General features: G+C 56.9%; 16 protein-coding genes. 6 read left to right on the top strand and 10 right to left on the bottom strand.

The genetic code is table 11. The annotated features are described in order from the left end of the window. Nucleotides 1-218 precede the first annotated feature (218 nt). The 4 genes from ALB80_RS09585 to ALB80_RS09600 are packed head-to-tail and all read left to right on the top strand — an operon-like array spanning nt 219 to nt 6,458. Nucleotides 219-3,320: an ABC transporter transmembrane domain-containing protein gene (locus ALB80_RS09585; RefSeq protein WP_050603829.1), complete on the top strand. Its 3,102-nt coding sequence runs from the start codon at nt 219-221 to the stop codon at nt 3,318-3,320. After that, complete coding sequence (locus ALB80_RS09590) at nt 3,313-4,197, top strand: CPBP family intramembrane glutamic endopeptidase (protein WP_050603830.1); 885 nt, start codon at nt 3,313-3,315, stop codon at nt 4,195-4,197. Before ALB80_RS09585 ends, ALB80_RS09590 begins: the two co-directional genes overlap by 8 nt. 60 nt (nt 4,198-4,257) lie before the next feature. Beyond that, a complete protein-coding gene (gene accD / locus ALB80_RS09595) occupies nt 4,258-5,187 on the top strand; it encodes an acetyl-CoA carboxylase, carboxyltransferase subunit beta (protein ID WP_050603831.1) in 930 nt (309 codons plus the stop codon). Next, the gene (locus ALB80_RS09600; protein WP_050603832.1) at nt 5,184-6,458 is read left to right on the top strand and encodes a folylpolyglutamate synthase/dihydrofolate synthase family protein; all 1,275 of its coding nucleotides are present in this window, start codon (nt 5,184-5,186) and stop codon (nt 6,456-6,458) included. Before accD ends, ALB80_RS09600 begins: the two co-directional genes overlap by 4 nt. 78 nt (nt 6,459-6,536) lie before the next feature. Here the strand turns inward: ALB80_RS09600 and zapE are convergent, their stop codons facing one another. After that, nucleotides 6,537-7,595, bottom strand: a complete 1,059-nt coding sequence (gene zapE / locus ALB80_RS09605; RefSeq protein WP_050603833.1) for a cell division protein ZapE — start codon at nt 7,593-7,595, stop codon at nt 6,537-6,539. Nucleotides 7,596-7,744: 149 nt separating this feature from the next. Between zapE and ALB80_RS09610 the strand changes: the two genes are divergently transcribed. Continuing rightward, a complete protein-coding gene (locus ALB80_RS09610; protein ID WP_050603834.1) occupies nt 7,745-8,980 on the top strand; it encodes an MFS transporter in 1,236 nt (411 codons plus the stop codon). Between the two features lie 50 nt (nt 8,981-9,030). Here ALB80_RS09610 and ALB80_RS09615 read toward each other — a convergent pair whose 3' ends face one another. The 6 genes from ALB80_RS09615 to ALB80_RS09640 all read right to left on the bottom strand — a co-directional run bounded on the left by ALB80_RS09615 (nt 9,031) and on the right by ALB80_RS09640 (nt 16,138). Further along, nucleotides 9,031-11,067, bottom strand: coding sequence for a bifunctional aldolase/short-chain dehydrogenase (locus ALB80_RS09615; RefSeq protein WP_050603835.1), 2,037 nt, complete (start codon nt 11,065-11,067; stop codon nt 9,031-9,033). A 75-nt stretch (nt 11,068-11,142) separates the two neighbouring features. After that, nucleotides 11,143-12,237 (bottom strand): S-methyl-5-thioribose-1-phosphate isomerase, encoded by a 1,095-nt coding sequence (gene mtnA / locus ALB80_RS09620; RefSeq protein WP_050603836.1) that lies wholly within the window; start codon nt 12,235-12,237, stop codon nt 11,143-11,145. 121 nt (nt 12,238-12,358) lie between these two features. Then, complete coding sequence (locus ALB80_RS09625) at nt 12,359-12,814, bottom strand: YaiI/YqxD family protein (protein ID WP_050603837.1); 456 nt, start codon at nt 12,812-12,814, stop codon at nt 12,359-12,361. After that, entirely contained in the window at nt 12,811-14,268 is a 1,458-nt protein-coding gene (gene sthA / locus ALB80_RS09630) for a Si-specific NAD(P)(+) transhydrogenase (RefSeq protein ID WP_050603838.1), read from the bottom strand. Before sthA ends, ALB80_RS09625 begins: the two co-directional genes overlap by 4 nt. 3 nt (nt 14,269-14,271) lie before the next feature. Beyond that, nucleotides 14,272-15,105, bottom strand: a complete 834-nt coding sequence (gene fghA, locus ALB80_RS09635) for an S-formylglutathione hydrolase (RefSeq protein WP_050603839.1) — start codon at nt 15,103-15,105, stop codon at nt 14,272-14,274. Nucleotides 15,106-15,208: 103 nt separating this feature from the next. After that, nucleotides 15,209-16,138 carry an AEC family transporter gene (locus tag ALB80_RS09640; protein ID WP_050603840.1) on the bottom strand — a complete coding sequence of 310 codons (930 nt, stop codon included), beginning with the start codon at nt 16,136-16,138 and terminating at the stop codon, nt 15,209-15,211. Nucleotides 16,139-16,285: 147 nt separating this feature from the next. Between ALB80_RS09640 and ALB80_RS09645 the strand changes: the two genes are divergently transcribed. After that, entirely contained in the window at nt 16,286-16,903 is a 618-nt protein-coding gene (locus ALB80_RS09645; RefSeq protein ID WP_050603841.1) for a TetR/AcrR family transcriptional regulator, read from the top strand. Between the two features lie 106 nt (nt 16,904-17,009). Here the strand turns inward: ALB80_RS09645 and ALB80_RS09650 are convergent, their stop codons facing one another. The 3 genes from ALB80_RS09650 to ALB80_RS09660 form a co-directional block, all read right to left on the bottom strand. Next, complete coding sequence (locus ALB80_RS09650; protein ID WP_050603842.1) at nt 17,010-18,380, bottom strand: HlyD family type I secretion periplasmic adaptor subunit; 1,371 nt, start codon at nt 18,378-18,380, stop codon at nt 17,010-17,012. Beyond that, nucleotides 18,377-20,137 (bottom strand): type I secretion system permease/ATPase, encoded by a 1,761-nt coding sequence (locus ALB80_RS09655; RefSeq protein WP_050603843.1) that lies wholly within the window; start codon nt 20,135-20,137, stop codon nt 18,377-18,379. The genes ALB80_RS09650 and ALB80_RS09655 overlap by 4 nt, the downstream gene beginning before the upstream one ends. Before the next feature lie 63 nt (nt 20,138-20,200). Further along, nucleotides 20,201-23,401, bottom strand: a complete 3,201-nt coding sequence (locus ALB80_RS09660) for an S-layer family protein (protein ID WP_050603844.1) — start codon at nt 23,399-23,401, stop codon at nt 20,201-20,203. Between the last annotated feature and the right edge of the window lie 115 nt (nt 23,402-23,516).

Here is a 23,516-nt window from a genome sequence, read left to right on the forward strand (position 1 = left end):
AAGATGGCTACTGAAACAAACCCGCAATAACATAATTGCTACTTTTGCCTTTCGTTTTCTGGTTGGGTGCCACCAACAAATAGGATAGCTGCCCGTGGATGAGTGTGTGCCTGTCTATTCTTGCATTAGACAGGACCACCGCTTACCGTCAGGGTTCCTGCAAAATGGGTCACCCGGTTTTAGCCACACATCCGTTTAGCTATCGATAAGGCCAGGACATGGAGCCCACTTTATTTTCTTTTATTTGGAAGTATTCGAAGAAACAGCAGTTGATATTATTGCTGCTGACGGTGCTGTCATTTCCGTTCCTCTACGCGTCATTGGAGCTGCCCAAGCAGATCATCAACGATGCCATCGGTGCCCCGGGTGACACCGTCAGTATCTGGGGCATCACGGTAACGCAGGTTCATTACTTGTTGATACTGTGCGTCGCCTTTCTTGGCACAGTGATCGCCAGCGGCCTAATGAAGATGCGCATCAACACGATGAAGGGCGTTCTGGCCGAGCGCATGTTGCGCCGGTTGCGCTTCATGCTGATTGAACGTTCAATGCGCTTTCCAAAGTCCTATTTTGCCACCACCAGTCAGGGTGAGCTGGTTTCGATGATCACGTCCGAAGCCGAGCCGATGGGTGGCCTGATGGGCGACGCGATCGCTCAGCCGGTGTTCCAGTTTGGTCAAATGATGACCATCGTCACGTTCCTGTTCATGCAAAGCGTGTGGTTTGGGCTGGCCAGTATTGCGCTCATCCCCCTGCAGGCTTGGCTGATTCCCAAATTGCAGCGACAAATCAACCTGCTGAACAAAGACCGTATTCAGGAAGTCCGGCGTCTGAGCTCTGAAATCGGCGAAAGTGCTGCGGGCATCAGCGACCTGCGCACCAATGGCGGCTGGCGGTATCGACTGGCTCAGTTCAGCGACCGTTTGGGAAGATTGTTCGAGATCCGGTTCAAGATCTACAACAAAAAATTCTTTATGAAGTTTCTCAACAATCTGATCACTCAGATGACGCCCTTCCTGTTCTATTCCGTGGGGGGCTATCTGGCGATCACGGGCGAGGTGACGGTGGGGGCTCTGGTGGCAGCGCTAGGGGCGTACAAGGATTTGAGCGGCCCCTGGAAGGATCTGTTGACCTATTACAACCAGGTCCAGGACATGTCACTGCGGTGGGAGGTTGTGACAGAACGGTTTGCCCCCGACCAGATGATCCCCGAGGAACTGTTTTCCGGAAAGCCCGAGTCGATGCCGCGCCTGGACGGGGCGATTGAGCTGCGCAATGTGACGGTCAGAGATAGCGACGGCAAAACCATTCTGGAGGATCTGGATCTGACCATCCCGCATGGGGCCCGTGTTGCCATCCAGTCTTCTCACGCCTCGGAACGAAGTGCTCTGGGTCAGCTTCTGACCCGAGAGATTCTACCGGTTCAGGGGGATGTGATCGTTGCGGGGCACAGCCTGAATACTCTGCATCAGGCCGTGATTGCCGCGCGGATTGGCTATGCCTATTCTCGCCCTTACCTGTTTGACGGAACGCTGGGTGACAATCTGATGATGCCGTTGCGCACACATCCGCAACGCGAGGCAGAGGCAATGCGGGTTCCGACCCGCAAGCAGATCGAAGCGGTCCGGTCGGGCAATCCCTCCGATTCGCTGGAGGATGAATGGATTGATCCCGGCTTGGCTGGTCTGGACGATATCGAAGACATCCGTGATTGGTGGTTCCAACTGGTCGAAGCCATGGGCATCGACGAGTTCATGTTCCGTCGAACGCTGCGCACGCAATTTGATCCCGAAGTCCATCCAGTTTTGGCACGCGAAGTGGTCAATCTGCGAGAAACGATAGCCGAACGTCTGAAAGCAAAGGGTCTGGATCGATATGTCTACCGATTCGATCCGGATCTGTTTAACCCGGCGGTTCCGTTAGGTGGAAACCTGCTTTATGCGGCACCGTCACGGGATATCTCACCCGATTTTCTGGTCGAGGATGCCCGGTTCATGAAAATGCTCAACGCGCATGATCTGGCGGACGATGCCCTGAGCATTTCCAACGCGGTCCTGGACACGCTTGGCAAAACATTCGGGCGGGAGGGTGCGGATCACCCCTTGTTCCTGCGGCTGGGTATGTCGAAAGACATGTTTCATAGGTTGCTCGACATAGAAGACCAGCGCAAGGTCAAGGGTGATATTGCGCTCAGTCAGGAAGACCGCGCCTTGTTGCTGACCGTTCCCTTCCTTCTGACTGCTGAGCAGATCGGCCCGGATTTCCCCGAGGAATACAAAGACAAAATCCTAGCGATCCGCAAAAGCCAGGCGGAACGGCTGCGTGGAGCGATGAATGGTTTGTTCACGCCGGTAACGCCTGAGCTCTATGTGCCCCGCCTAACGGTCATGGAGAATGCAATCTATGGTCGTGTATCTCTGATGGCAGGCGCACATGCAGATGATATCGAAGACGTTGTTGCTGATGCGCTGAACGAAGCGGGTCTGCGCCGCAGGGCCGCTGCCATCATCTATGATCTGCCTTCGGGTCTTGGCGGTAACAACTTGCCCACCGTCTTTCAAGAACGCGCCGCGTTTTCCCGCGCAGGGATCAAGCGACCTGATATCCTGATTTTGGACAAAGCGCTGGCCAGCCACGATTCGGAAAGCCGGTTGCGTACACGCTTGAAACTGCGAGAGCTTTTGCCCGATTCGATCATGATCTTCATGGAGGATCATTTTGCGCATCCCGAAGCCTATGATCTGTTTGTCGAAATCAAGGACGGCCGGATTGACGGAGTTTCCCGCACCAAATTCGAGCATACGGGCGGCACCTCAGACGATCTGAGCCGGAAGCTTGAAATTCTATCGGGCACGGAATTGTTTTCCGGGCTGGACGGCCGAAACCAGCGGCTCCTGGCGTTCTCGGCCCAGTGGTATGAGGTCAACGCTGGACAAGTCATATTCTCTCGCGGGCAGGCCCCGGATGCCGCTTATCTGTGCATTTCAGGTGAGGCTCGGTTGGATTGGTTCAACGAAGACGGAACAAAGCGCCCGATTTCAATCATCGAACCAGGGCGTCTTATTGGGGATCTTTCGATCATCACCGGAGAGAATCGTCAATTGGATCTGATCGCGACCAAGGATTGTCGTTTCCTGCGTATCGGAGCTGAGGAACTGCGTGCTGTGGTGGAAAGCGATGCATCTGTGGCGACACAGCTACTCCGCACTGTCGCAGGATATCTGACAACGCTGTCCAACAGGATCAATGGTGTTCAAAATCCTGAAGATGTGTTGCCTTCAGTATCTCATGAAGCAGAGGATCCCCTAAAGAATGCCTAAGGCATATTCCGCTCACGCATACCTTACAGAGACCGCACGCGCGCGGCCCGAGATCTGGCGTCTGCTGTTGGGCCTTCTGTTGATCGGCGTGCTGGTCAGCCTTCTGAACATGGTCTTCTTCGCCGTGCTCGTAGGGATGGGCCCGGATCAGTGGGCGCAGGAGCTTCTGCTGGGAAGTTCGCCAATGGCGCTGCTTCTGCTGTTGGGCAGCTTTGGGTTCATAACCCTTGGTGTGACCCTTGCCGCGCGTTGGTTTCAGCATCGCGCGTTGTGGTCCATCGTCGGCGACCGCCGCCTCGCCGTGGCACAGTTTCTGAAAGTGCTGAAGTCACTCCTGATCCTGGGCGCTATCGGGTTTCTGCTTCCGCCGTACGGATTGGGCGATGAATTGACCCAGAATCTGCCGTTTGCAACATGGGTGCTGTTGTTCCCGGTTGCCGCGTTTGCTGTCTTGATTCAGACCAGCGCCGAAGAAGTTCTGTTTCGGGGGTATATCCAACAAACTCTTGCCGCCCGGTTCAAGTCGCCTGTCATCTGGATGGGCGTGCCATCGGTCCTGTTTGCTGCGGGCCATTACACGCCGGACATGGCCGGGAGCAACGCGCTTTTGATCGCTGCATGGGCCCTTGCTTTTGGCCTTCTGACATCTGATCTGACTGCTCGCGCGGGAACGCTGGGGCCTGCCATCGCCTTGCATTTCTTCAATAACCTCATCGCCCTGCTTTTCATCTCTCTTCCTGACAGCCTCAGCGGGTTGTCCCTGTTCCTGTTGCCTTTTGACACATCCGACGCAGACCAGCTTCGCCCCTGGCTAGTGGTGGATTTGGCGGTGATGTTTGTTTGCTGGCTCGCAGCGCGGGTTGCACTCAGGCGCTGATTGCATTTCCTTGCGTGGCGTCTTATTTGACGTCAACGCCGCACAAGCCAAGGTTCCGACATGAACTGGATCACAAATTACGTCCGTCCCCGGATCAACTCGATCTTCTCGCGCCGCGAGGTGCCAGAAAACCTCTGGCATAAATGCGACGAGTGCGGAACGATGCTGTTCCACCGCGAACTGGCAGAGAACCAGAATGTCTGCACCCAATGCGACCACCACATGGCGATTACACCTCGTGACCGGTTCAAGCACCTGTTCGATGGTGGTATCTTCTCAGAAGTTGACGTTCCGGCCCCCAAGGACGACCCGCTGCAATTCCGCGATCAGAAGAAATATCCCGACCGTATGAAAGCGGCGCAGAAAAAGACCGGCGAAAAAGAAGCGATGCTGGTTGCTTTGGGTGAAATTGGCCGCACTCCGATTGTCGCAGCTGCGCAGGACTTTTCCTTTATGGGCGGGTCGATGGGCATGTATGTCGGCAACGCGATCATTGCTGCCGCCCAAGAGGCAGTAAAGCTCAAGCGTCCACTGATCCTGTTTTCCGCTGCTGGCGGCGCACGGATGCAGGAAGGTATCCTCAGCCTGATGCAAATGCCGCGGACCACTGTTGCGGTTGAGATGCTGAAAGAGGCGAAACTGCCCTATATCGTCGTTCTGACACACCCCACCACCGGGGGTGTAACAGCGTCTTACGCGATGCTGGGCGACGTCCATATCTCGGAACCCAACGCCTTGATCTGCTTTGCCGGTCCCCGCGTTATTGAACAAACGATTCGGGAAAAACTGCCCGAAGGGTTCCAGCGCGCCGAATATCTGTTGGATCACGGTATGCTGGACCGTGTCACCAAGCGTACCAAAATGCGTGATGAGCTAATTTCCATCACCCGAATGCTGATGAAGCAGCCTCCGGCAATCATGGGCGATCTGCCCCCGCCAACACCCGAAGAAGCTGCTGAGGCACCGGCCGAAGAGACCAGCCAGAAATGACCGCTCAAACATCTGACGCCATTCTAGATCGGATGATGGCGTTGCACCCCAAGATCATTGATCTGACCTTGGACCGCGTCTGGCGTCTTCTGGCTGCGCTGGATCATCCGCAGCTCAAGCTGCCTCCGGTTATCCATATTGCCGGTACCAATGGCAAAGGTTCGACTCAGGCCATGATCCGCGCCGGGCTTGAGGGGGCAGGGCGCTCGGTACATGCTTATACCTCGCCTCACTTGGCGCGATTTCATGAGCGAATTCGTCTTGCTGGAAAACTGATTTCAGAACCCGATCTGACCGCAGTTCTGGACGAATGCTACGCCGCGAATGGCGGTGAAAACATCACCTATTTCGAAATCACCACCTGTGCCGCTTTGTTGGCGTTCGCCCGAGCAAAAGCGGACTATACTCTTCTTGAGGTTGGCCTGGGCGGGCGTCTGGACGCTACCAACGTGGTCGAAAATCCAGCCGTGACTGTAATTACGCCAGTTTCGATCGACCACGAGCAGTTTCTGGGCGATACTCTGGGCAAGATCGCCGCCGAAAAAGCCGGGATCATCAAACCCGGCGTGCCCTGCATCGTCGGCCCTCAACAAGACGAAGCTCTTGAGGTCATTGAATACACGGCCGCCCGTTTGGGCGCGCCGTTGTTGGTCCATGGTCAACATTGGCATGTGTATGAAGAAAACGGTCGCTTGATCTATCAGGACGAGACCGGGCTGCGGGATCTTCCACTGCCCAACCTGCTGGGCGCACACCAAATTCAGAACGCGGGCGCAGCTCTGGCGGTTTTGCGCCATCTGGATATGGGCGATGATGCCTATGAGGCAGCCGTGACCAAAGCCGAATGGCCGGCCCGTATGCAAAGCCTGAAAACCGGCCCGTTGGTCGAACAGGCACCACAGGCCGAACTTTGGCTGGATGGCGGTCATAATGCGGCAGCGGGTATTGCGCTGGCTGATGTGCTGGCAAAGCTGCCTCAGAAACCGACGCACATGATCTGCGGTATGCTCAACACAAAGGATGTGACCGGGTATCTCGCACCTCTGGCCGGGCAGGCTGCAAGTCTGACGGCCGTTTCGATTCCGGGAGAGGCCGCTACGCTCAGCGCAGAAGAAACTGCGGCTGCGGCGGCAAAAGTCAACTTGCCAGCGTCTACTGCAAACAGCGTGTCAGACGCGCTGGAGGCGATCACAAGCCAGGATCCTCAAGCCCGCGTTTTGATCTGCGGTTCGCTCTACCTTGCGGGCAATATCCTGCGCGAAAACGGCTAGGCACGTGCCGCACCCCTTCATCTGGCCCTAAGTGCACCATAGGAGCCCGCGCAGCATGTCGGGGGCAAAGCCCCCTACTTATGTCCCCCAATCTTTATCCTGCATCTCCCGCAGGCGTGAGGCGGTGCGTTCAAATTCGAACGTCCCTTCACCTTCCACATACAGCATCTCGGGCTCGGCCGCTGCTGAACAGATCAAGCGTACCCGGGACTCATAAAGCGCATCGATAAGGGTCACGAACCGCTTGGCTTCGTTAAAGTTGTTCCGCGACAAGCGTGGGATGTCTTCGAGCACCAGCACTTTCACCGCGTCGGCTATTGCCAGATAGTCAGCAGGTCCCAACATCCGTCCACACAGATCGTAGAACGAGGCCCGTGCGACCCCGTTGCGAAATGCGGGCAGTTCAACGGCGCGGCCGTTGACTTGCAAAACAAGCGGTTCCGCAGGGCCGCCTGCAAGGTCCACCCAAACCTCTCGGATTTTCTGCCGGGCTTCCGGGCCGATTGGCGCAAAATAAACCGGCGCGCCTTCCAGCCGGTTTTGGCGGTAATCCGTCGGCGAAACCAGCTCCCAAACCCGAAGCTGTTCTTTGATATGCGCAATGAAAGGCAGGAACAGCTGCCTGTTCAGACCGTCCTTATAAAGATCATCCGGGTGCCGGTTCGAGGTCGTTACCACCACCACGCCCCCCTCATGCAATAGGTCGAACAGACGTCCGACAATCATTGCATCGGTGATATCCGTAATCTGCATCTCATCAAATGCCAGTAACCGGACGGATTTGACTACATCTTTGGCCACAGGTGCCAGGGCATCCTCGACATTCTCTTTCCGAGCCTTGTGCATCCCAGCATGGATTTCCTGCATGAACGCATGGAAATGGACACGCCGCGCAGGTATTTCGCCTAGCGTTTCGACAAACATATCCATCAGCATCGATTTGCCGCGTCCGACCCCTCCCCAAAGATACAAACCTTTGGGTGGCGGAGGAGCCTTGCGAAAGAACCCGCGTTTGACCGGCTCAGACAGCGCCGCACGGATACGTTCGAATTGAGGCAGAACAGCCTCTTGTGCGTCATCGCGGGTCAGGGTTCCATCCGCGACGCGGGCCTCGTATAGCGATATCAGATCCGTCATAACTCTGAGCCTTAAACGCCCTATCGCCCGTTGAAAAGAAACCAATTTTCGTGGCACATCAAATTTGCTTATCCGTGACCGCAAATCTGCTGAATTGACGTCGCCTGCCAAAGCGATACGGTCCTTCGGGCGAAACGCCCGAGGTCCCGATGCCCCAATCCGCCCGCTTGCTGAATCCGATCCTGATCGTCGGATGCATCGTCGTCACAGTCAGTTTTGCCGTGCGTGCATCGTTCGGCGTGTTCCAGATTCCAATTGCGGATGAGTTTGGTTGGTTGCGTACTGATTTCTCAATGGCAATTGCCATCCAAAACCTGGCGTGGGGCATCGGACAACCGATCTTTGGCGCGATTGCTGAGAAGGTGGGTGATCGCAAGGCGATCGTGATCGGTGCTCTGACCTATGCTGCCGGTATGGTGCTTTCGGCGTGGTCCGTCACGCCGTTCGAGCACCAAATCTATGCGTGGCTGGTCGGTTTCGGTATCGCTGGTACCGGGTTCGGTGTTGTCCTGGCCGTAGTTGGACGCGCGTCTTCTGACGAAAACCGTTCTATGTCGCTTGCGATCGTCACAGCCGCAGGCAGTTTCGGGCAGGTTCTCGGCGCGCCCATCGCCGAATGGCTCATGACCTTCCTGCCCTGGCAGCAGGTTTTCATCATATTTGCGGTTGCGATCCTGGCGCTTGTGCTTGCCCTGCCTTTCATGCGCGCGCCGAAACCCGTCAACAAGGCGGAACTGCAAGAAAGCATGGGCGAGATTTTAGGTAAGGCGTTCCGCGATCCTTCTTATGCTTTGATTTTTCTGGGGTTCTTCAGTTGCGGATATCAGTTGGGGTTCATCACCGCCCATTTCCCGGCCTTTGTGACCGAGATGTGTGGCCCGATCCAGCCCGGTGGTGTCTTGCATTCCCTCGGCATCACCTCGACCTCAGCGCTTGGGGCCGTGTCGATTTCGCTGATTGGTTTGGCCAATATCGGCGGTACGTTGCTGGCAGGATGGGCGGGGAACCATTTTCCCAAGAAATACCTGTTGGCCGCCGTTTATACGGGTCGAACATTGGCTGCGGCGTTGTTTTTCTTGCTCCCGATCACGCCGCTTTCGGTCATCGTGTTCTCGCTGGTGATGGGATCGCTCTGGCTGGCCACTGTGCCGCTAACGTCGGGTCTTGTGGCGCATCTTTACGGTTTGCGGTATATGGGCACGCTGTACGGTATTATCTTCTTCAGCCATCAGCTTGGTAGCTTTCTGGGCGTCTGGCTGGGCGGTCGCATGTATGACCAGTTCGGCGATTACAGCACGGTCTGGTGGATTGGCGTCGCAATCGGGGCGTTCAGCGCAATCGTGCATTTGCCCATCCGCGAAAACCGCTCGGCCATCCCGGCCTGAGGCCAGTTTCCAAGCCGCAGGTCAGGGGGCGATGCAAGAGCTGTTGGGCATTATCGCAGTTCGGCTTCGGTGTTGCCTCCATCTACGGTCACAACATGTCCCGTGGTGCGCTCCATCAGTGCCAAGGCGACGAAGGCATCTGCCACATGCCGCGCCTCAACTTCGCGGCCAAGCAGGTTGCCGGACATATAGGTTTCTTCAGACACCCCGCGCGCTGCGGCGCGTTCCTGAATGAACCCGTCCGTCAACAGTCCGGATCGAATGCGGTCGGCATTCATGCCGTTGACGCGAACACCATGTTCGGCCAGTTCAAGCGTCAGTTGGCGCATCAGGAACAGGGTGGCGGCTTTGGGCGTACCATACGCGCCCATATTGCGGCCTGGATTTATGGACTGTTTCGAGATGTTGAACAAGATCTGACCACCCCGGCCTTGTGCCCGCATCACCTGCGCGGCGCGTGTTGCAAAAACCTTATGGGCAAAGAAGTTCAGCTCGAAAGCTTGGCGAAACTCTTCATCCCCAAGCTCCAGCAACGCGCCCGAGGTCGCAGTCCCGGCGTTGGAGACAAGAATGTCGAGACCCCCAAACCGATGGACCGCAGCAGCCATTGCTGCGTCTGGGGCATCCTTGTCGGTTACATCGCAGGCAAATGTTGCGTGCCAGGAACCCAGGTCTGATCGGGCCACTTCCAGTGCTGTCTCATCCCGATCCACCAAAAGGATGTTGGCCCCGGCGCGTGCAAAGGCTTTGGCTGTCGCCAGCCCAATTGCACCCGCACCGCCGGTGACCATCACGATCCGGCCTTGCAACGGCGGAGGTGCGCTCTTGCCAAGTTTTGCCTGCTCAAGTGACCAGTATTCGCAATCGAAACGGTCTTTTTCACCGATCGGGTAAAATCCGCCCGCGTCTTCACCCACGGACCGGACACGAACATTCTGCTCTGCAAGGTCCGCAGCGATTGAGGCGGCCTTGGCGTTTGCACCAATACCCAACAGTCCGACGCCTTCGATCCACGCGTGTTTGGGATCTGGCGTCAGCAACGTCTTGGGTTCATCCGCCTGTGGTGCCTGCCGGTCAAAATATGCGCGATAAGCGTCAGCGAAAGCTTCGACTTTTGCCTTAAGCTGCGCCCTTCCGGCGGCAAGGTCAGACGCGCGCAGAACAAGCGGGCATCCTTTTGTGCGCAACACATGATCCGGCGAAGCCATGCCGCGCTGGGATAGCTCCTCAAGATCCGACCGGTCAAAGAACTGCATGACTTCCGGTCCGTTACGCAGATCGAAGACAGGCATAGCATCGTCTCGTTGGGCCGCGACCTCCGCGATGACCCCGCGCAGGATCGGCAGGGCGTCAAGGTTCGTTGCGGGATCGCGCCGTCCGATCGTCGTCAGCTTTTTCATGCCGAAATAGGCAGCGACCTCATTGGTATGCGAAACGATCCGGTCATAGCTTTCCCGGGCCGTGGCACCAAAGGTGAAATGCCCATGATTGAGCAGCAAAAGCCCTTCGACATTTGGATTTGCGTCGAACACTTCTGCCGCTTTCTTCGCCAAGCCGAAGCCTGGCATAATGTAAGGCACGATGCCCAGCCGGTCGCCAAATATCTTACGACAGATTTCCTCGGCATTGGGCAGGTTTGCCAATACCAGAAATGGGGTCGCATGTGTGTGGTCCACGTATTTGTGCGGTAGAAACGCATGAAGCAACGTCTCGACAGACGGGTTCGGAGAGCCGGAGTCCAACAGGTTGGCACGCTGAACGTTGACCATCTGGAAATCAGAGAGATGACCCAGTGCGCGCAGTTCCATCAGTGGATCCAGCCAAACCCCAGGCAAGCCCGGCGCCTCGATACTGTCCAGATCCCATCCTGACCCTTTGACATGAAGAACACGCTGCGGCGTGCCAAACAGATCCGGGCGCGACAGCTTGACCGAAGTGTTGCCGCCACCATGCATCAACAGATCGGGGTTCTGACCAATAAGCCGCGAGGTGTAGACACGTTCACCCAGTTCCTGATCGGCCGGATCGGCCCCTGCCTGTTCGCGCCATTTCTGGGCCTCGTCTGCCTTGTACCAGTTTTCAATCATTCTCAATCTCAGCAAGTTAAGCGCACGTGCCCCTAAGGGTTTGCGGCAGGTTCGTGTACAGGCTTAAACAAAAAGTTAACCAACCTTGTCCGGAAACAGGTTTGCCAGCCCTTCGGCTGAGGCAGCGCACACACCACGCTCTGTGATCAGCCCGGTCACAAGTCTGTTCGGTGTAACATCAAAAGCGGGATTGCCGGCTTCCGTACCTTTTGGGGTTACACAAACATCCGCGATTTTCCCGCTGTCATCGACACCCATGACGTGGCTCACTTCCCGTGCATCGCGTTCCTCAATCGGGATCTCGGCCACACCGTCACGTACAGTCCAGTCAATCGTGGGCGAGGGCAGGGCGACATAAAACGGCACACCATTGTCTTGCGCTGCCAAAGCCTTGAGGTAGGTGCCGATCTTATTGCACACGTCGCCTTGTGCAGTGGTGCGGTCCGTGCCGGTGATGACCAGATCAACCAGCCCGTGTTGCATCAGGTGGCCGCCGGCATTGTCCACGATGTATCGATGGGGAATGCCATGCTCACCCAATTCCCATGAGGTCAACGCACCCTGATTGCGGGGCCGGGTTTCATCCACCCAAACATGCAGGGGGATGCCCTCGTCACGCGCGTGATACATCGGGCTTGTGGCCGTACCCCAATCCACGGTTGCCAGCCAGCCCGCATTGCAATGGGTCAACAACCGTACCGGTTCACCCGCGGGTTTGCGCGCGGCGATCTCCTTGATCAGCTCCAACCCGTGTCGACCAATCGCAGCATTGATTTCGACATCTTCGTCCGCGACTTCTTGTGCCAAGGCCCAGGCGCGTTCGGCGCGATCAGACGCGGCCAGCGGCATCAGGGCCTCTCGGCATCTGTCCAAAGCCCAACGAAGGTTGATTGCGGTTGGGCGGGTTGCGTGCAGAACATCATATGCCGCATCAAACGAGGCTTCGGAACTGTCACGAGACATCTGTTCAGCTATGCCAAAAGCGGCCGTTGCGCCAATCAGAGGTGCACCCCTGACCCACATATCCCGAATTGCCGCTGCAAACTCATCCAACGTTTTCAAGGTCACGACCCGGAAATCATGCGGCAGCCAGCGTTGATCGATGATCCGAACCTCACCCTGCGACTTGTCCCACCAAATCGATCGATAGTGAGTGCCCTGTACTTGCATAATGCAGCCTCCGTGTTCGAATGGTCTGACCAGAATTCAAACATAAGGTGCGTTCTTACGCAGGACTTGTAAACGGGCGTTTCCAGTTCGGCGTCAGTATTTTGATCGGTTGAAGGTCGCGCTAACCTCGCATGGCAGCGCGAATTTCCCGTTCCAAAGCATCCAGAAACCGGGACCGATCCGCTTTGCTGAACGGTCGTCCGCCACCACCCGCACCAAGTGGATTGGCCGCGCGCAGGTCTGCCATCAAGTCGCGCATCGCCAGCTGCTGACCAATGTTGGCCGCCGTAAAGGCTTCACCATTCGGGCGCAGAACACGCGCGCCTGTCTCGACACACTTGGCGGCCAGAGGGATGTCGGATGTTACAACCACATCCCCAGTTCCACACCGCTCGGCGATCCACTTATCAGCCTCATCAGCACCTTCCGAGACGATGATGACCTGCACCAAAGGATTGGCCGATGGGCGAAGCCCGCCATTGGACACAAGCGCCATGGTCACTTTGTGCCGTGTTGCAACCCGTTCAGCTTCAGCCTTCACGGGGCAGGCATCGCCATCGACATAAAGCGTGGTCACGCCTTCTTGGCCTCCTTCTTGGCGGGCTCGGCTGGTTGTTTGCGCACCTTGAACTCTTCGGGGATCGGCATCCGATTGAACGCATCCAGCCCGGCAATCTTGTAGGCTTCGGCCAGAGTTGGATAGTTGAACGTGTTCTGAACGAAGTAATCCACAGTGCCCTTAAGGTTCAACACAGCCTGCGCGATGTGGATCAACTCGGTCGCGCCTTCGCCAACGATCTGCACACCCAAGACCCGGCGGGTTTTGAGCGAGAACAGCATTTTCAGCATCCCGTGCTCCAGCCCCATGATATGCCCGCGTGATGTTTCGCGGAACCGGGCAACACCAACCTCATAAGGGATACCGCGTTCCTGCAGTTCTTCCTCGGACATGCCGCAAGTGGAAATCTCGGGCACTGAATAGATGCCATAAGGATACCAAGGGCTTTCCGGCAACGTGGGAGTTTCAAGTGCATGACAGGCGGCCACACGTCCCTGTTGCAGCGAGGTCGAGGCCAGAGAGGGGTGCCCGATGACATCGCCGGTCGCATAGATATGAGACACAGATGTCTGATAGGTCTTGCGATCGACCTTGATCCGGTTGCGGTGGTCAGTTTCCAACCCAACGAAATCGAGATTGAGTTTTGACGTCGCGCCCATGCGCCCGGCTGCGAACAGAAGCATTTCGGCCCGAAGATGGCGACCGTTTTCCAGCGTCACTTCCACGTGCTCGCCAGCATCTTCGATCTTTTCAACAGCCGAACCCAATCGCAGGTCAACGCCGTTTTCCCGAATCTGATGGGTAAAATCATGGATCAAACGGCTGTCGATGAAGTCCAGGAAGGTGTCGCGCGGTTCGATCAATGTCACTCGCACGTCCAGGGCCGAAAACATTGTGGCATATTCGACCCCAATGACGCCCGCGCCAATAACGACCAGTGACCGTGGAATCTCTGCCATTTCCAGAAATTCGTCGCCGTCGACCACGGTCTTGCCGTTGAAAGGTACGTATTCCGGGCGGTAGGTTTTGGTTCCTGTGGCGATCAGAAACTTGGCAGCCGTCACCCGTGTGGTTTCACCGGCGTCGGTGGCAACTTCCACCTCATGAGGCCCAATGAACTTGGCCAGGCCATCCAACGTTTCGACATGGTTGCGGTTGAACTGGTGCTCCAACACGTCGACCTCGTGGTCGAGCGTCATATGCAGACGGGCCTTCAGATCTTCGGCGCGGATCTGATCTTTGACCCGATATGAGCGGCCGTAAAAACTACGCTCACGCCAGCCCGAGAGGTTCAGCACCGTCTCGCGCAGGGTTTTGGATGGGATAGTGCCAGTATGGACCGACACACCACCAAACCGATCTTTGCGATCGATGACCAATACCCGACGCTTCAGTTTCCCCGCTTGAATGGCAGCGGATCGCCCCGAAGGGCCGGACCCGATGATGATCAGGTCGTAATCGTATTTGCTCATGTCTCAGTCTCCGTACAGCGCTTCAGCATGGAACGTGACGTGGTCTTCCATGAAGGTGGAAACGAAGAAGTACGAATGGTCATAACCCGGCTGAAAGCGATATGTCGCCTGCTGACGGCGTTCGGCGATGGCTTGGGCCAGTGCTTCGGGGCGCAGCAGGTCCATGAACTGGTCATTGGCGCCGGTGTCGATCAGGATCGGGCCATCGAACCCTTTTTCCTTCATTAGCAAAGACGCGTCATGCTTGGCCCAGAGGGTCTCATCACCGCCCAGATAAGCGCTAAGCTGCTTGCGGCCCCAATCTGCACCCGTCGGGTTCGAAATCGGTGCAAAGGCCGATACTGAGCGGAATCGTCCGGGCAGGTTCATCGCCAGCGTCAGGGCTCCGTGACCACCCATGGAATGTCCGGTGATAGCCTGGCGTTCGCTGTCGATTGCAAAGTTTTCAACCAGAAAGGCGGGCAGTTCTTCAGCAATGTAGTCCCACATCTGGAAATGCGGGGCCCACGGGTTTTGCGTCGCGTTTACATAAAACCCTGCGCCCTGACCCAGATCATAGTCTTCGTGGTCCGCAACCGCTTCGCCACGCGGCGACGTATCAGGGAATACGATGGCTATCCCTTGTTCTGCGGCCCAGGCTTGAGCACCGGCTTTGGTCATGGCGTTTTCATGGGTGCAGGTTAGGCCCGAGAGGTACCACAGGATCGGAACCGGACCATCTTTCGCCTCGGCCGGAAGAAAAAGGCCAAAGGTCATGTCACATTGGCAAGCCGAAGAGGCATGGCGGTATACGCCCTGCACTCCGCCAAAACAGGCGTTTTCCGAGAGGGTTTCCATCAGGCATGGTCCTTACATTAGAGTCGCGATATGGCTAACGGTCCTAAGACCCGGCGTAAAGTCCGACAGCCTTCGGCGAGAGTATTTTTCGAAAAGGTGAAGGTCAGAGACCATTCAGCCACGAGATGGCAAGCGGTACAGTCAAAATGCTGCAAACAGTCGAGAGCAGAATGGCGGCAGAGGCCCGCTGAGGAGCAATCCTGTAATGCGCGGCCAGCATGTACACATTGCCGGCGACCGGCAAGGCGGCTGCCGCAATGGCAACCGTGGCCGGGAAGATGTCGATTGGCACAAGCCAGAGCAGAGCAACCGCAACGCAGATCGGGTGGATCACCAGTTTACAAAAACTCAGCCAGGCTGCGATTTCGATGCGTTCTGCCGATTTGCCCGCCAGAGACGCCCCGATGGCGAACAATGCGCCGGGCGTGGCTGCGCCACCTAGAATGGTCAGGAAGTCGTACAAGGGTCCGGGAACTGGGATCTTAAGAGATGACCAGATCAACCCCGCGGAAATGGAAACGATCATCGGGTTTTTGACCAGACCCAGACCAATCAATTTGAACGTGGCCGGCGTCAGCCTGCCATCACGCCCGCCATTAATCAAAATCACGATGAGGGATGAAAAAACGACCAGATCAACTGTTAGAACAATCATCACCGGACCGATGGCGGCTTCGCTGAACAAAAGCGCGAGCATGGGTAAGCCCAGAAAGCCGACATTGCCGATGGCCGCGCATTGCGCCTCGACCGCGCCTGTCGGAACATCCAGCCGCCGCAACCATGCGACACATGTCGCCAGAGCATAGACCGCAACCGTACCGATCAGATATCCAAGGATAAGGCGTGCATTGAAGATCTCGGCGAAGGGCAATGTGGCCGCAAACCGAAACAACATTGCCGAAAGCGCAAAGTAGAAAACAAACTTGGTCAGATATGCGGTTGCCTCAGCGCTGAAAAACCGTGTGCGTCCGGCCCAATAGCCCAGACCGATGATTGCAAAAAAGGGAAGTGTGCGCAAAAAGACATCGACCATGGGCAAACTCCTAGCACGGTTTGTGCGCGCGGCAAGCCCCTGTCACCGCCAATGACGGATCGGAAGGTTTTCTCAAAAAAGTTGAAAACCATTGTATCTGAACCGAGCGGTTTATAAGCTGGCGCAATCAATGATCCCGGAGAAGACATGACTCAGACTGCCACCATCCTGCGCACAGGCCGAAAGTTCGACCAAGTTTTGCGCGGGGCCCGAGAGGTTTTCATGGCAGATGGGTTTGAAGGTGCAAGCGTGGACGACATAGCCCGCGCGGCCGGTGTGTCGAAGGCAACCCTGTACAGCTATTTCCCGGACAAGCGCTTGCTGTTCATGGAAGTTGCGCAAACGGAATGCCGCCTGATGTCAGAGCGCATTATTTCGATGATCGATGAGACCAAACCGGCGCGCGAAGTGCTGCAAATCGCGGCCACGCAGCTGACCGCTTTTCTGGTCTCGGAATTCGCGCAGCAAGTGTTTCGGATCTGTGTGGCCGAGAGGGACCGTTTCCCCGAGCTTGGCCTCGCGTTTTACGAGGCGGGGCCAAAAAACGGCCAGCGGCAGATGGTAGAGTATCTGGAAAAGGCCGTGGCCAAAGGGGAACTGGCGATAGAAAACGTGCAAATCGCGGCCGAGCAGTTTTCCGAACTGTGTAAGGTCCGTATATGGACCCGCGCGGCGTTTGGTATTCAGAACAACTTTAGTCAGAGTGAGATAGACGAAGTTGCGACACAGGCTGTGGACATGTTCCTGGCCCGTTACGGGTGCTAATTTTTTAAAGTGATGGCCCGTGCCCCGAAATGGGACACAGACCATCGCTCACGCAACAAAACACTCGATACTGATCAACCTACGGGTAAAAGTCTTGTGAAACTCTTTACTCGATAAAAGTTCGCGCCAAGCGTTCGCTGACGGGCTGTGCCAGATAAGCGATCACAGAACGCTCGCCTGTGGTGACGAACAGGTCTGCGGGCATACCGGGCACCAGTTCCAAAGCTGCCACCTCTTCGGATTGTTGTTCATCCAGTTTTACCCGCGCTTCATAGTAGGCCTCACCCGTCCGCTCGTCCTCCAATGCGTCAGCCGATATATCAAAGATTGCACCTTGGGCCTCGGGCACATCGGCTTGGGCAAAAGCGGACAGGCGGATACGTGTGGCCTGACCGATCTTCAGCTTGTCGATGTCACCTGGTTTCACACGGGCTTCGACAATCAGCGCCTGATCTGCAGGCACGATTTCCATGATGTGTTCACCGGGTCTGATCACCCCGCCAGTGGTCGACGCGGCAAGGTTCACAACACGGCCGCTGGCTGGCGCAAGGATCTCGATCCGTTTGCGGCGTTCCACGGCGCCGGAAAACTGCGGGCGCAAGAGGTCAAGCTGGGCATCGACAACGGCCAACTCACTGGCAAGTACTTCATCCCGTAACTTTTGCTGGCTGATCATTGTCAATTGCAACTCGCTGACCTGGTTTTCTGCCTGGGCAATCTGTGTCCGAAGCGAAGCATCAGTGCCCGAAAGCCGTTCAACCTCAATCTGCCGTGAGCTCACCCGCGTGACGGCAACCAAGCCTTTGTCCAGAAGGGTCTGCAGGCTTTCCAACTCTGTCCGAGTGATTGCTATCTGGTTCTGCGTGCTGATCCGTTGCTCATTCAGGCCATCGATTTGATCACGCAGCGCCGAAATACGTTGCGCGTTGATCTCTGCTTCGGTCGCGCGGGCGCGGTATTCCGCATCGAACAGTTGTTTCTGCGTTAGGAAGGCCGAGGACCAGTGCAGACGGTTCATATCTTCCTCAAAGTTCTGGAACGCTGCGGCTTCACCAAACTGAGCCGACCCCTGCATCTGGGCGTTTAGTCGTGCGCGGCGTACGGAAAGCTCTCCGATCTGGCTACCAAGCACGCTAAGATCAACGTCGATCTCTGTGCTGTCGAGACGGATCAGAGGTTGTCCCTGCTCGACGGCTTCACCATCGGCGACCAGAATGGACCGGACGATGCCGCCGTCCAGATGCTCAACTGTTTTGCGATCGCCTTCGACGACAAAGGACGCAGGCGCGACAACAGCACCGTCAAGCCGGGACGCAAAAGCCCAGTAGATGCTGCCGCTGACAAAGGCCAGCAATGTGAAGAGACCAAACAGAACATACATCCGGATGCCGGGTGTGGTTTCGGTCATGTCGACAACTTGCGCATCATGGAGGTCTGGCAAGGAGTTGCTCGAAGTAAAGGGAACGATCCGGGTCATTGGGCGGCTCCTTGAAGGCGGGTGGTTTCTGGAAGGGACAGGGCAGGTTTGCCGGAGGCTGCGTGTTGCGCCGCGGATTTCAGCACGTTGCGGGCCTTGACCTTCAACACGTCGTCCTTGTCGCCAAATTGGGTTTGTGATCCGTTGCGAATGACCATGACCTTGTTGGCCGCCTGCAATGTGGCTGGGCGATGGGTCATAACGATGCTGATCGAACCCCGGGCCTGAGCCGCCAGAATAGCGTCACGCAGGGCTTTTTCACCATCCTCATCCAGGTCCGAGTTGGGTTCATCCAGCACCAGCACAAACGGATCACCATAAAGAGCGCGGGCCAAGGCAAGGCGCTGCTGCTGTCCGCCGGACAGGAAAAACCCCTGACCGATGCGCGTTTCATACCCGTCGGGCAAACTGCTGATCAGCTCATGCACTCCGGCCTCGCGAGCAACGCGCAGGACCTCGGCGTCGTCGATGGCAACTGCAAAGCGACCGATGTTTTCACGGATCGTGCCGTCAAACAGGTCCACGTCCTGCGGTAGATAGCCGATCTGCTTGCCCAGATCTTCATGGTTCCATTTCGACATCGGGCTGCCATCCAACAAAACCTCGCCGCGTTGCGGGTGCCAGATCCCGGCCAGCATCTTGCCTAGCGTTGTTTTGCCGGAGCCGCTGGGGCCGATGATCGCCAGCACATCGCCGGCAGACAGGCTGAAATCAATACTACGCAGGGTGGCATTGACCGCGCGTGGCGGACCCGCCTGCGCGATTCTCACGTCCAGAGACTTAAAAGCACGGGGCAGGTGCAGATTGGCAGGTGTTTCCGAAAAATCTTCGGTGAGTTTTGTGATCTTGGCATATGAGCCACGCGCGGCCAGAAAGGTGCGCCACTGCCCGATCAACTGATCGATTGGGGCCAGAGCACGGGCCAGCACGATCGTGGCCGCGATCATGACGCCTGCTGTGGTTTCACCTGTGATGGCCAGTGCCGCGCCAAGACCAAGAGCTGCGGATTGCAGCCCCATGCGCAGTGTCTTGGACATGACCGAAAAACTGGCGATCCGGTCGGCGACACGGGTCTTCTGGCGATGTGCTTCGATCTGCAAAGCAGTCCAGCGCCGAACCAGATCGGACTTCATGCCCAACGCATGGACCAGCTCGGCATTGGTATCTCCGGTTCGAAACAGCGCATCCGAGCGGCCGCGCGCCTGTGCTGCCTGCTGCATCGACTTGTGTGCACGGGCATTGTTGATCAGCGCCATAGCGGTCAGCGTCAAAGCCCCGACCAGTCCGAGCAATCCAAGAAGGGGGTGCAGAACATACAGAACCAACAGGTAAATCGGTATCCACGGGGCGTCGAAAAAAGCGGTCAGGGTTGTGCCCGAGAGGAACTCGCGAAATCCGTTCACGTCCTCGACCAGATTGTCGCCCGCGCCAGCTTCACCCTGGACCCTGCGTTTCATGGCAGCCCCAAGTACAGGGGCGCCGACGTTCATCTCGAACCGTGCGGCAAGTCGGCCCAGAATGCGCATCCGTATCAGGTCAAGGCAGGCGATGACCACAAAGACACCCGCCAGCAGCAGCGACAGGGCGATCAGCGTGTCAGCGTTCTGACTGGTCAGTACACGGTCATAGACCTGCAGCATATAGATCGGTCCAGCCAGCATCAGCAGGTTCAGAAACAGGCTAAAGAAGGCAACTGCGACAAATCCTTTGCGCAGCGACCCCCAGGCGGCTTTGACGGGATTGGTTTTCTGCAACATCGTGTTGATCCTTTCCGACTGGAAAAAGTGGGGCGACCCTGGGCCGCCCCGCCAATTGTTTGCTTAGGCGACGAAATCGTCTTCGTTCAGATCGGCTGTGTTGATGCCGACCAAACGGACCGTGCCTTCTTCGCCGAAGCTGATCACGGCATCATCGCCGTCCTGGGCCACGTTGACCTGAGCACCGAAGTCTGGTCCGAAATCACTGAATTGCAGCTGATCACGACCAACTTCGAAGTCCTCGACGGTGTCGTTGCCGAAGTTCGCGCCGAACTGGAACGTATCCGCTCCTGCGCCACCGATCAGGACGTCATCGCCGCCTTCACCGTTCAGCACGTCTTCTCCGCCTGCGCCGTACAATACGTTGGTTGAGCTACCGCCGACGATCACGTCGCCCTCATCGGAACCGATAACGTTTTCAATTGACCGCAGAGTGTCGGTTTCGATCTGGTTATCGATGACGTCCTGACCAATGACACCGGTGCCGTCCGCAGAATCCTCGTCCAAAGTAGCGCCAGCATCCACAAGCGTATCCTGGACAACCGGGCCGTTTTGTCCGGCAGGTGCATTGTGCAAATGGATGGCAGAAACGACACCAGGGATCGGGGTATTCAGGTCAGCTTCGTTCAGGCCCACAACGTTCAGTTCGCTGGAATAGGTGACTTCACCGGTTGCCAGGTTTTGAGTGATGACAACGGTTGCGTCACCCGTTGCTGCGCTGTCCGAGGTTGGTCCCGGCTCCTGCGTAGCATCCAGATCGCCGCTCAGTGTGACAGTGCGAAAACCGCCTTCCGTCACATCGCTATCAACCAGCAACTGTCCACGGATTTCACCAGCCGGGAATTCTTCCGTGTGGATGTTGTAGTACAGGTTGCCTTGAACCGCTTCCTCAACAAACCATGCACCGTCCGGGATGTCTGCCCCAAACTGATCAGGTGCCGCGACAACCGCGTCCGTGATCGATACGCTGAACCCGGTGTCTCGTGTGGCTGTCCCGTTGCCATTGGCATCCAGGCGAACCTCGACTGCGACATCCAGATCCGAGAAGTCGGCCGTGTCGATGCCGTCGCCACCGTCGATGAAGTCATTGCCCAGACCACCAGTCAGAACATTGTCTGTTTCGCCCGCGATCAGAACATCATCGCCAGCTCCACCGTAAATGTTGCCATTGGTGGTGCCCAGATCGACAAATATGTCATCGCCATCGCTCAGCAGAACGTCGCCGTTGATCACACCTTCGTCGTCGTTGATGATTGTGACTATGCCTGCATCCGACGCGTCGATGGCGTTGACGGTGCCACGGATCTCGCGCTCGTTTAGGATTGCACCCAGCAGGTTCAGACCACCATCCACGCGGATACCGGCAGCGGCATCCGAGTCCTCGGATCCAGCAATCAGACCTTCGTTGACCACAACACCGGCAAAGGACGCCTCATCCTGACTGGTAAACAGACGCAGACCATCGCCAACCTGATTGCCCTCGGTAGCGTCACCGCGACCTTGCAGCGTGCCTTCGTTCAGAACAGCGGCCGAAACCACATCGCCCGATACGTCGCCGGTCTGCAGCGACACGGCCGAGCCGTTGTTGCCTTCGCCTGCGTCCACCACACCCGTATTCGTGAAGGTATAGTTGTCCGCGGAGCCATCTGCATAAACAGTACCGTTGCGCTGGTTTCCAGTGCCTAGGATGTATCCGTCGTTTTCGACCGACAGCCCGACACCGTCAATGTTGAGCGCGCGGCTGTCCGAGGTCACGGTACCCTGGTTCAGGAACGAACCGCCAGAATGGTCGCCAGTGCCGAAATAAACGCCGTTCTGACCACCCGCGAAAACGCCGGTTTCTTCGTTGACCAGCTGTCCCTGGAAATTGACGTTGTTCACGGCACGGAATGCACCGACAGTACCGTTTGCTCCTTCCGATGTGACAGTGCCACTGTTGGTAATGGTGCCGGTAAACGAGGCAGGGGCAAAGCCATCTTCCTGACGCACGCCTTCCAGGCGAATACCGTCACCCGCAGTACCCAGTGCCGCCCCCGCGTTGCCGCGCCCGGCGATAGTTCCGACGTTTTCAATCTCGACCTCGCCATTTCCGTCTTCGGCCAACGACAGTGAAATCCCCGCGCCGTTGTTGTGCTCACCCGCATCAATCGTGCCTGTGGCAAGGTTGTTGATCGAATAGTCACGGGCCGTGTCATCGGCATAGATCGTGCCATTGCGCTGGTCACCTTTGCCCAGAATGTCGCCACCATTGATGATATCGACGCCCGAGCCGTCGATATTCACCGCGCGACTGCCGGACCGGATGGTGCCAAAGTTCAGCACATCCAGATCGTGCTCACCATCACCGATATACAGGCCATTGCGCGGGCCTTCGATCACCCCGGTCGAGGTGTTCAGGATTTCACCTTCGGCATTTGCGCCATCGGCAATACGGATACCAGCTGCGGTGCCCTGATTGCTTTCGGTCGAGATCAGGCCGCTGTTGACAATCTCGGTTTCAAGAACGGTGCCCTGAGCACCGTCATCGATACGAATACCGTCACCGGACAGTGATGTGTTCGACGCCGCTTGACCACGACCCTGAATGGTCGCCCCAAACCCATTAAACACATCGGTTTCGACGCGATCATCAACCTCATCTCCAATTTGCAGCGAGATGCCAGCACCCTGATTGCCTTCACCCGCATCAATCAGGCCGCCGGTGAAGTTCGAGATCGACACATCCTCGGCAGTCGAGTTGGTATAGATGGTGCCGTTGCGCTGGTCGCCGGTGCCGATGATATCGCCGAAGTTGCGCACATTGACCCCCTGGCCCTGAATATCGACCGCACGACTGTCAAAAGAGATGACGGCACTGCGGAAGTTGTCCAGATTGCCTGAGCTTTCAGCGCCCGCAAATTGCACACCGTTGAATTCACCCGCGATCTCGCCAAAGTTACGAACCGAGGCGCCGCCGGTGACCTGAACACCAGTTGAAAGGGCATCAGGACCATTATTCGCCTCGATCAGACCCGAGCGGAAGTTGAAGATATCAACATCCTGACCCTGTGCCTGAACAGCGGCAACGGCGTTGTTGGTGACAATCTCGCCAAAGTTCAGCAGGCGCGAAAAATCATATGCCAAAACAAAGGCCGGCGTGTCGTCAACGACCGTGGATTGAAAGAAGTTGTTGATGAGGGTTTGACCATCGCGGGATGTCTCTTGTGCCAGGGTCGACGTGGTCAAGAGACGGGCGCGTAGGCCTTCTGCAAATTGGGACAGCATGGATCACTCCGTCATTAAGTTGCGTTCGTGCTGGCGGCCCGTTTTCTGGGCAGCCGACGCAACAAAGGACTAGGCCGCCCCGCACAGCATCTGAAATTCATGATCCAAATCGGGT

The organism is Ruegeria sp. 6PALISEP08 (assembly GCF_001238295.1).
Classification (GTDB): Bacteria; Pseudomonadota; Alphaproteobacteria; order Rhodobacterales; family Rhodobacteraceae; genus Ruegeria.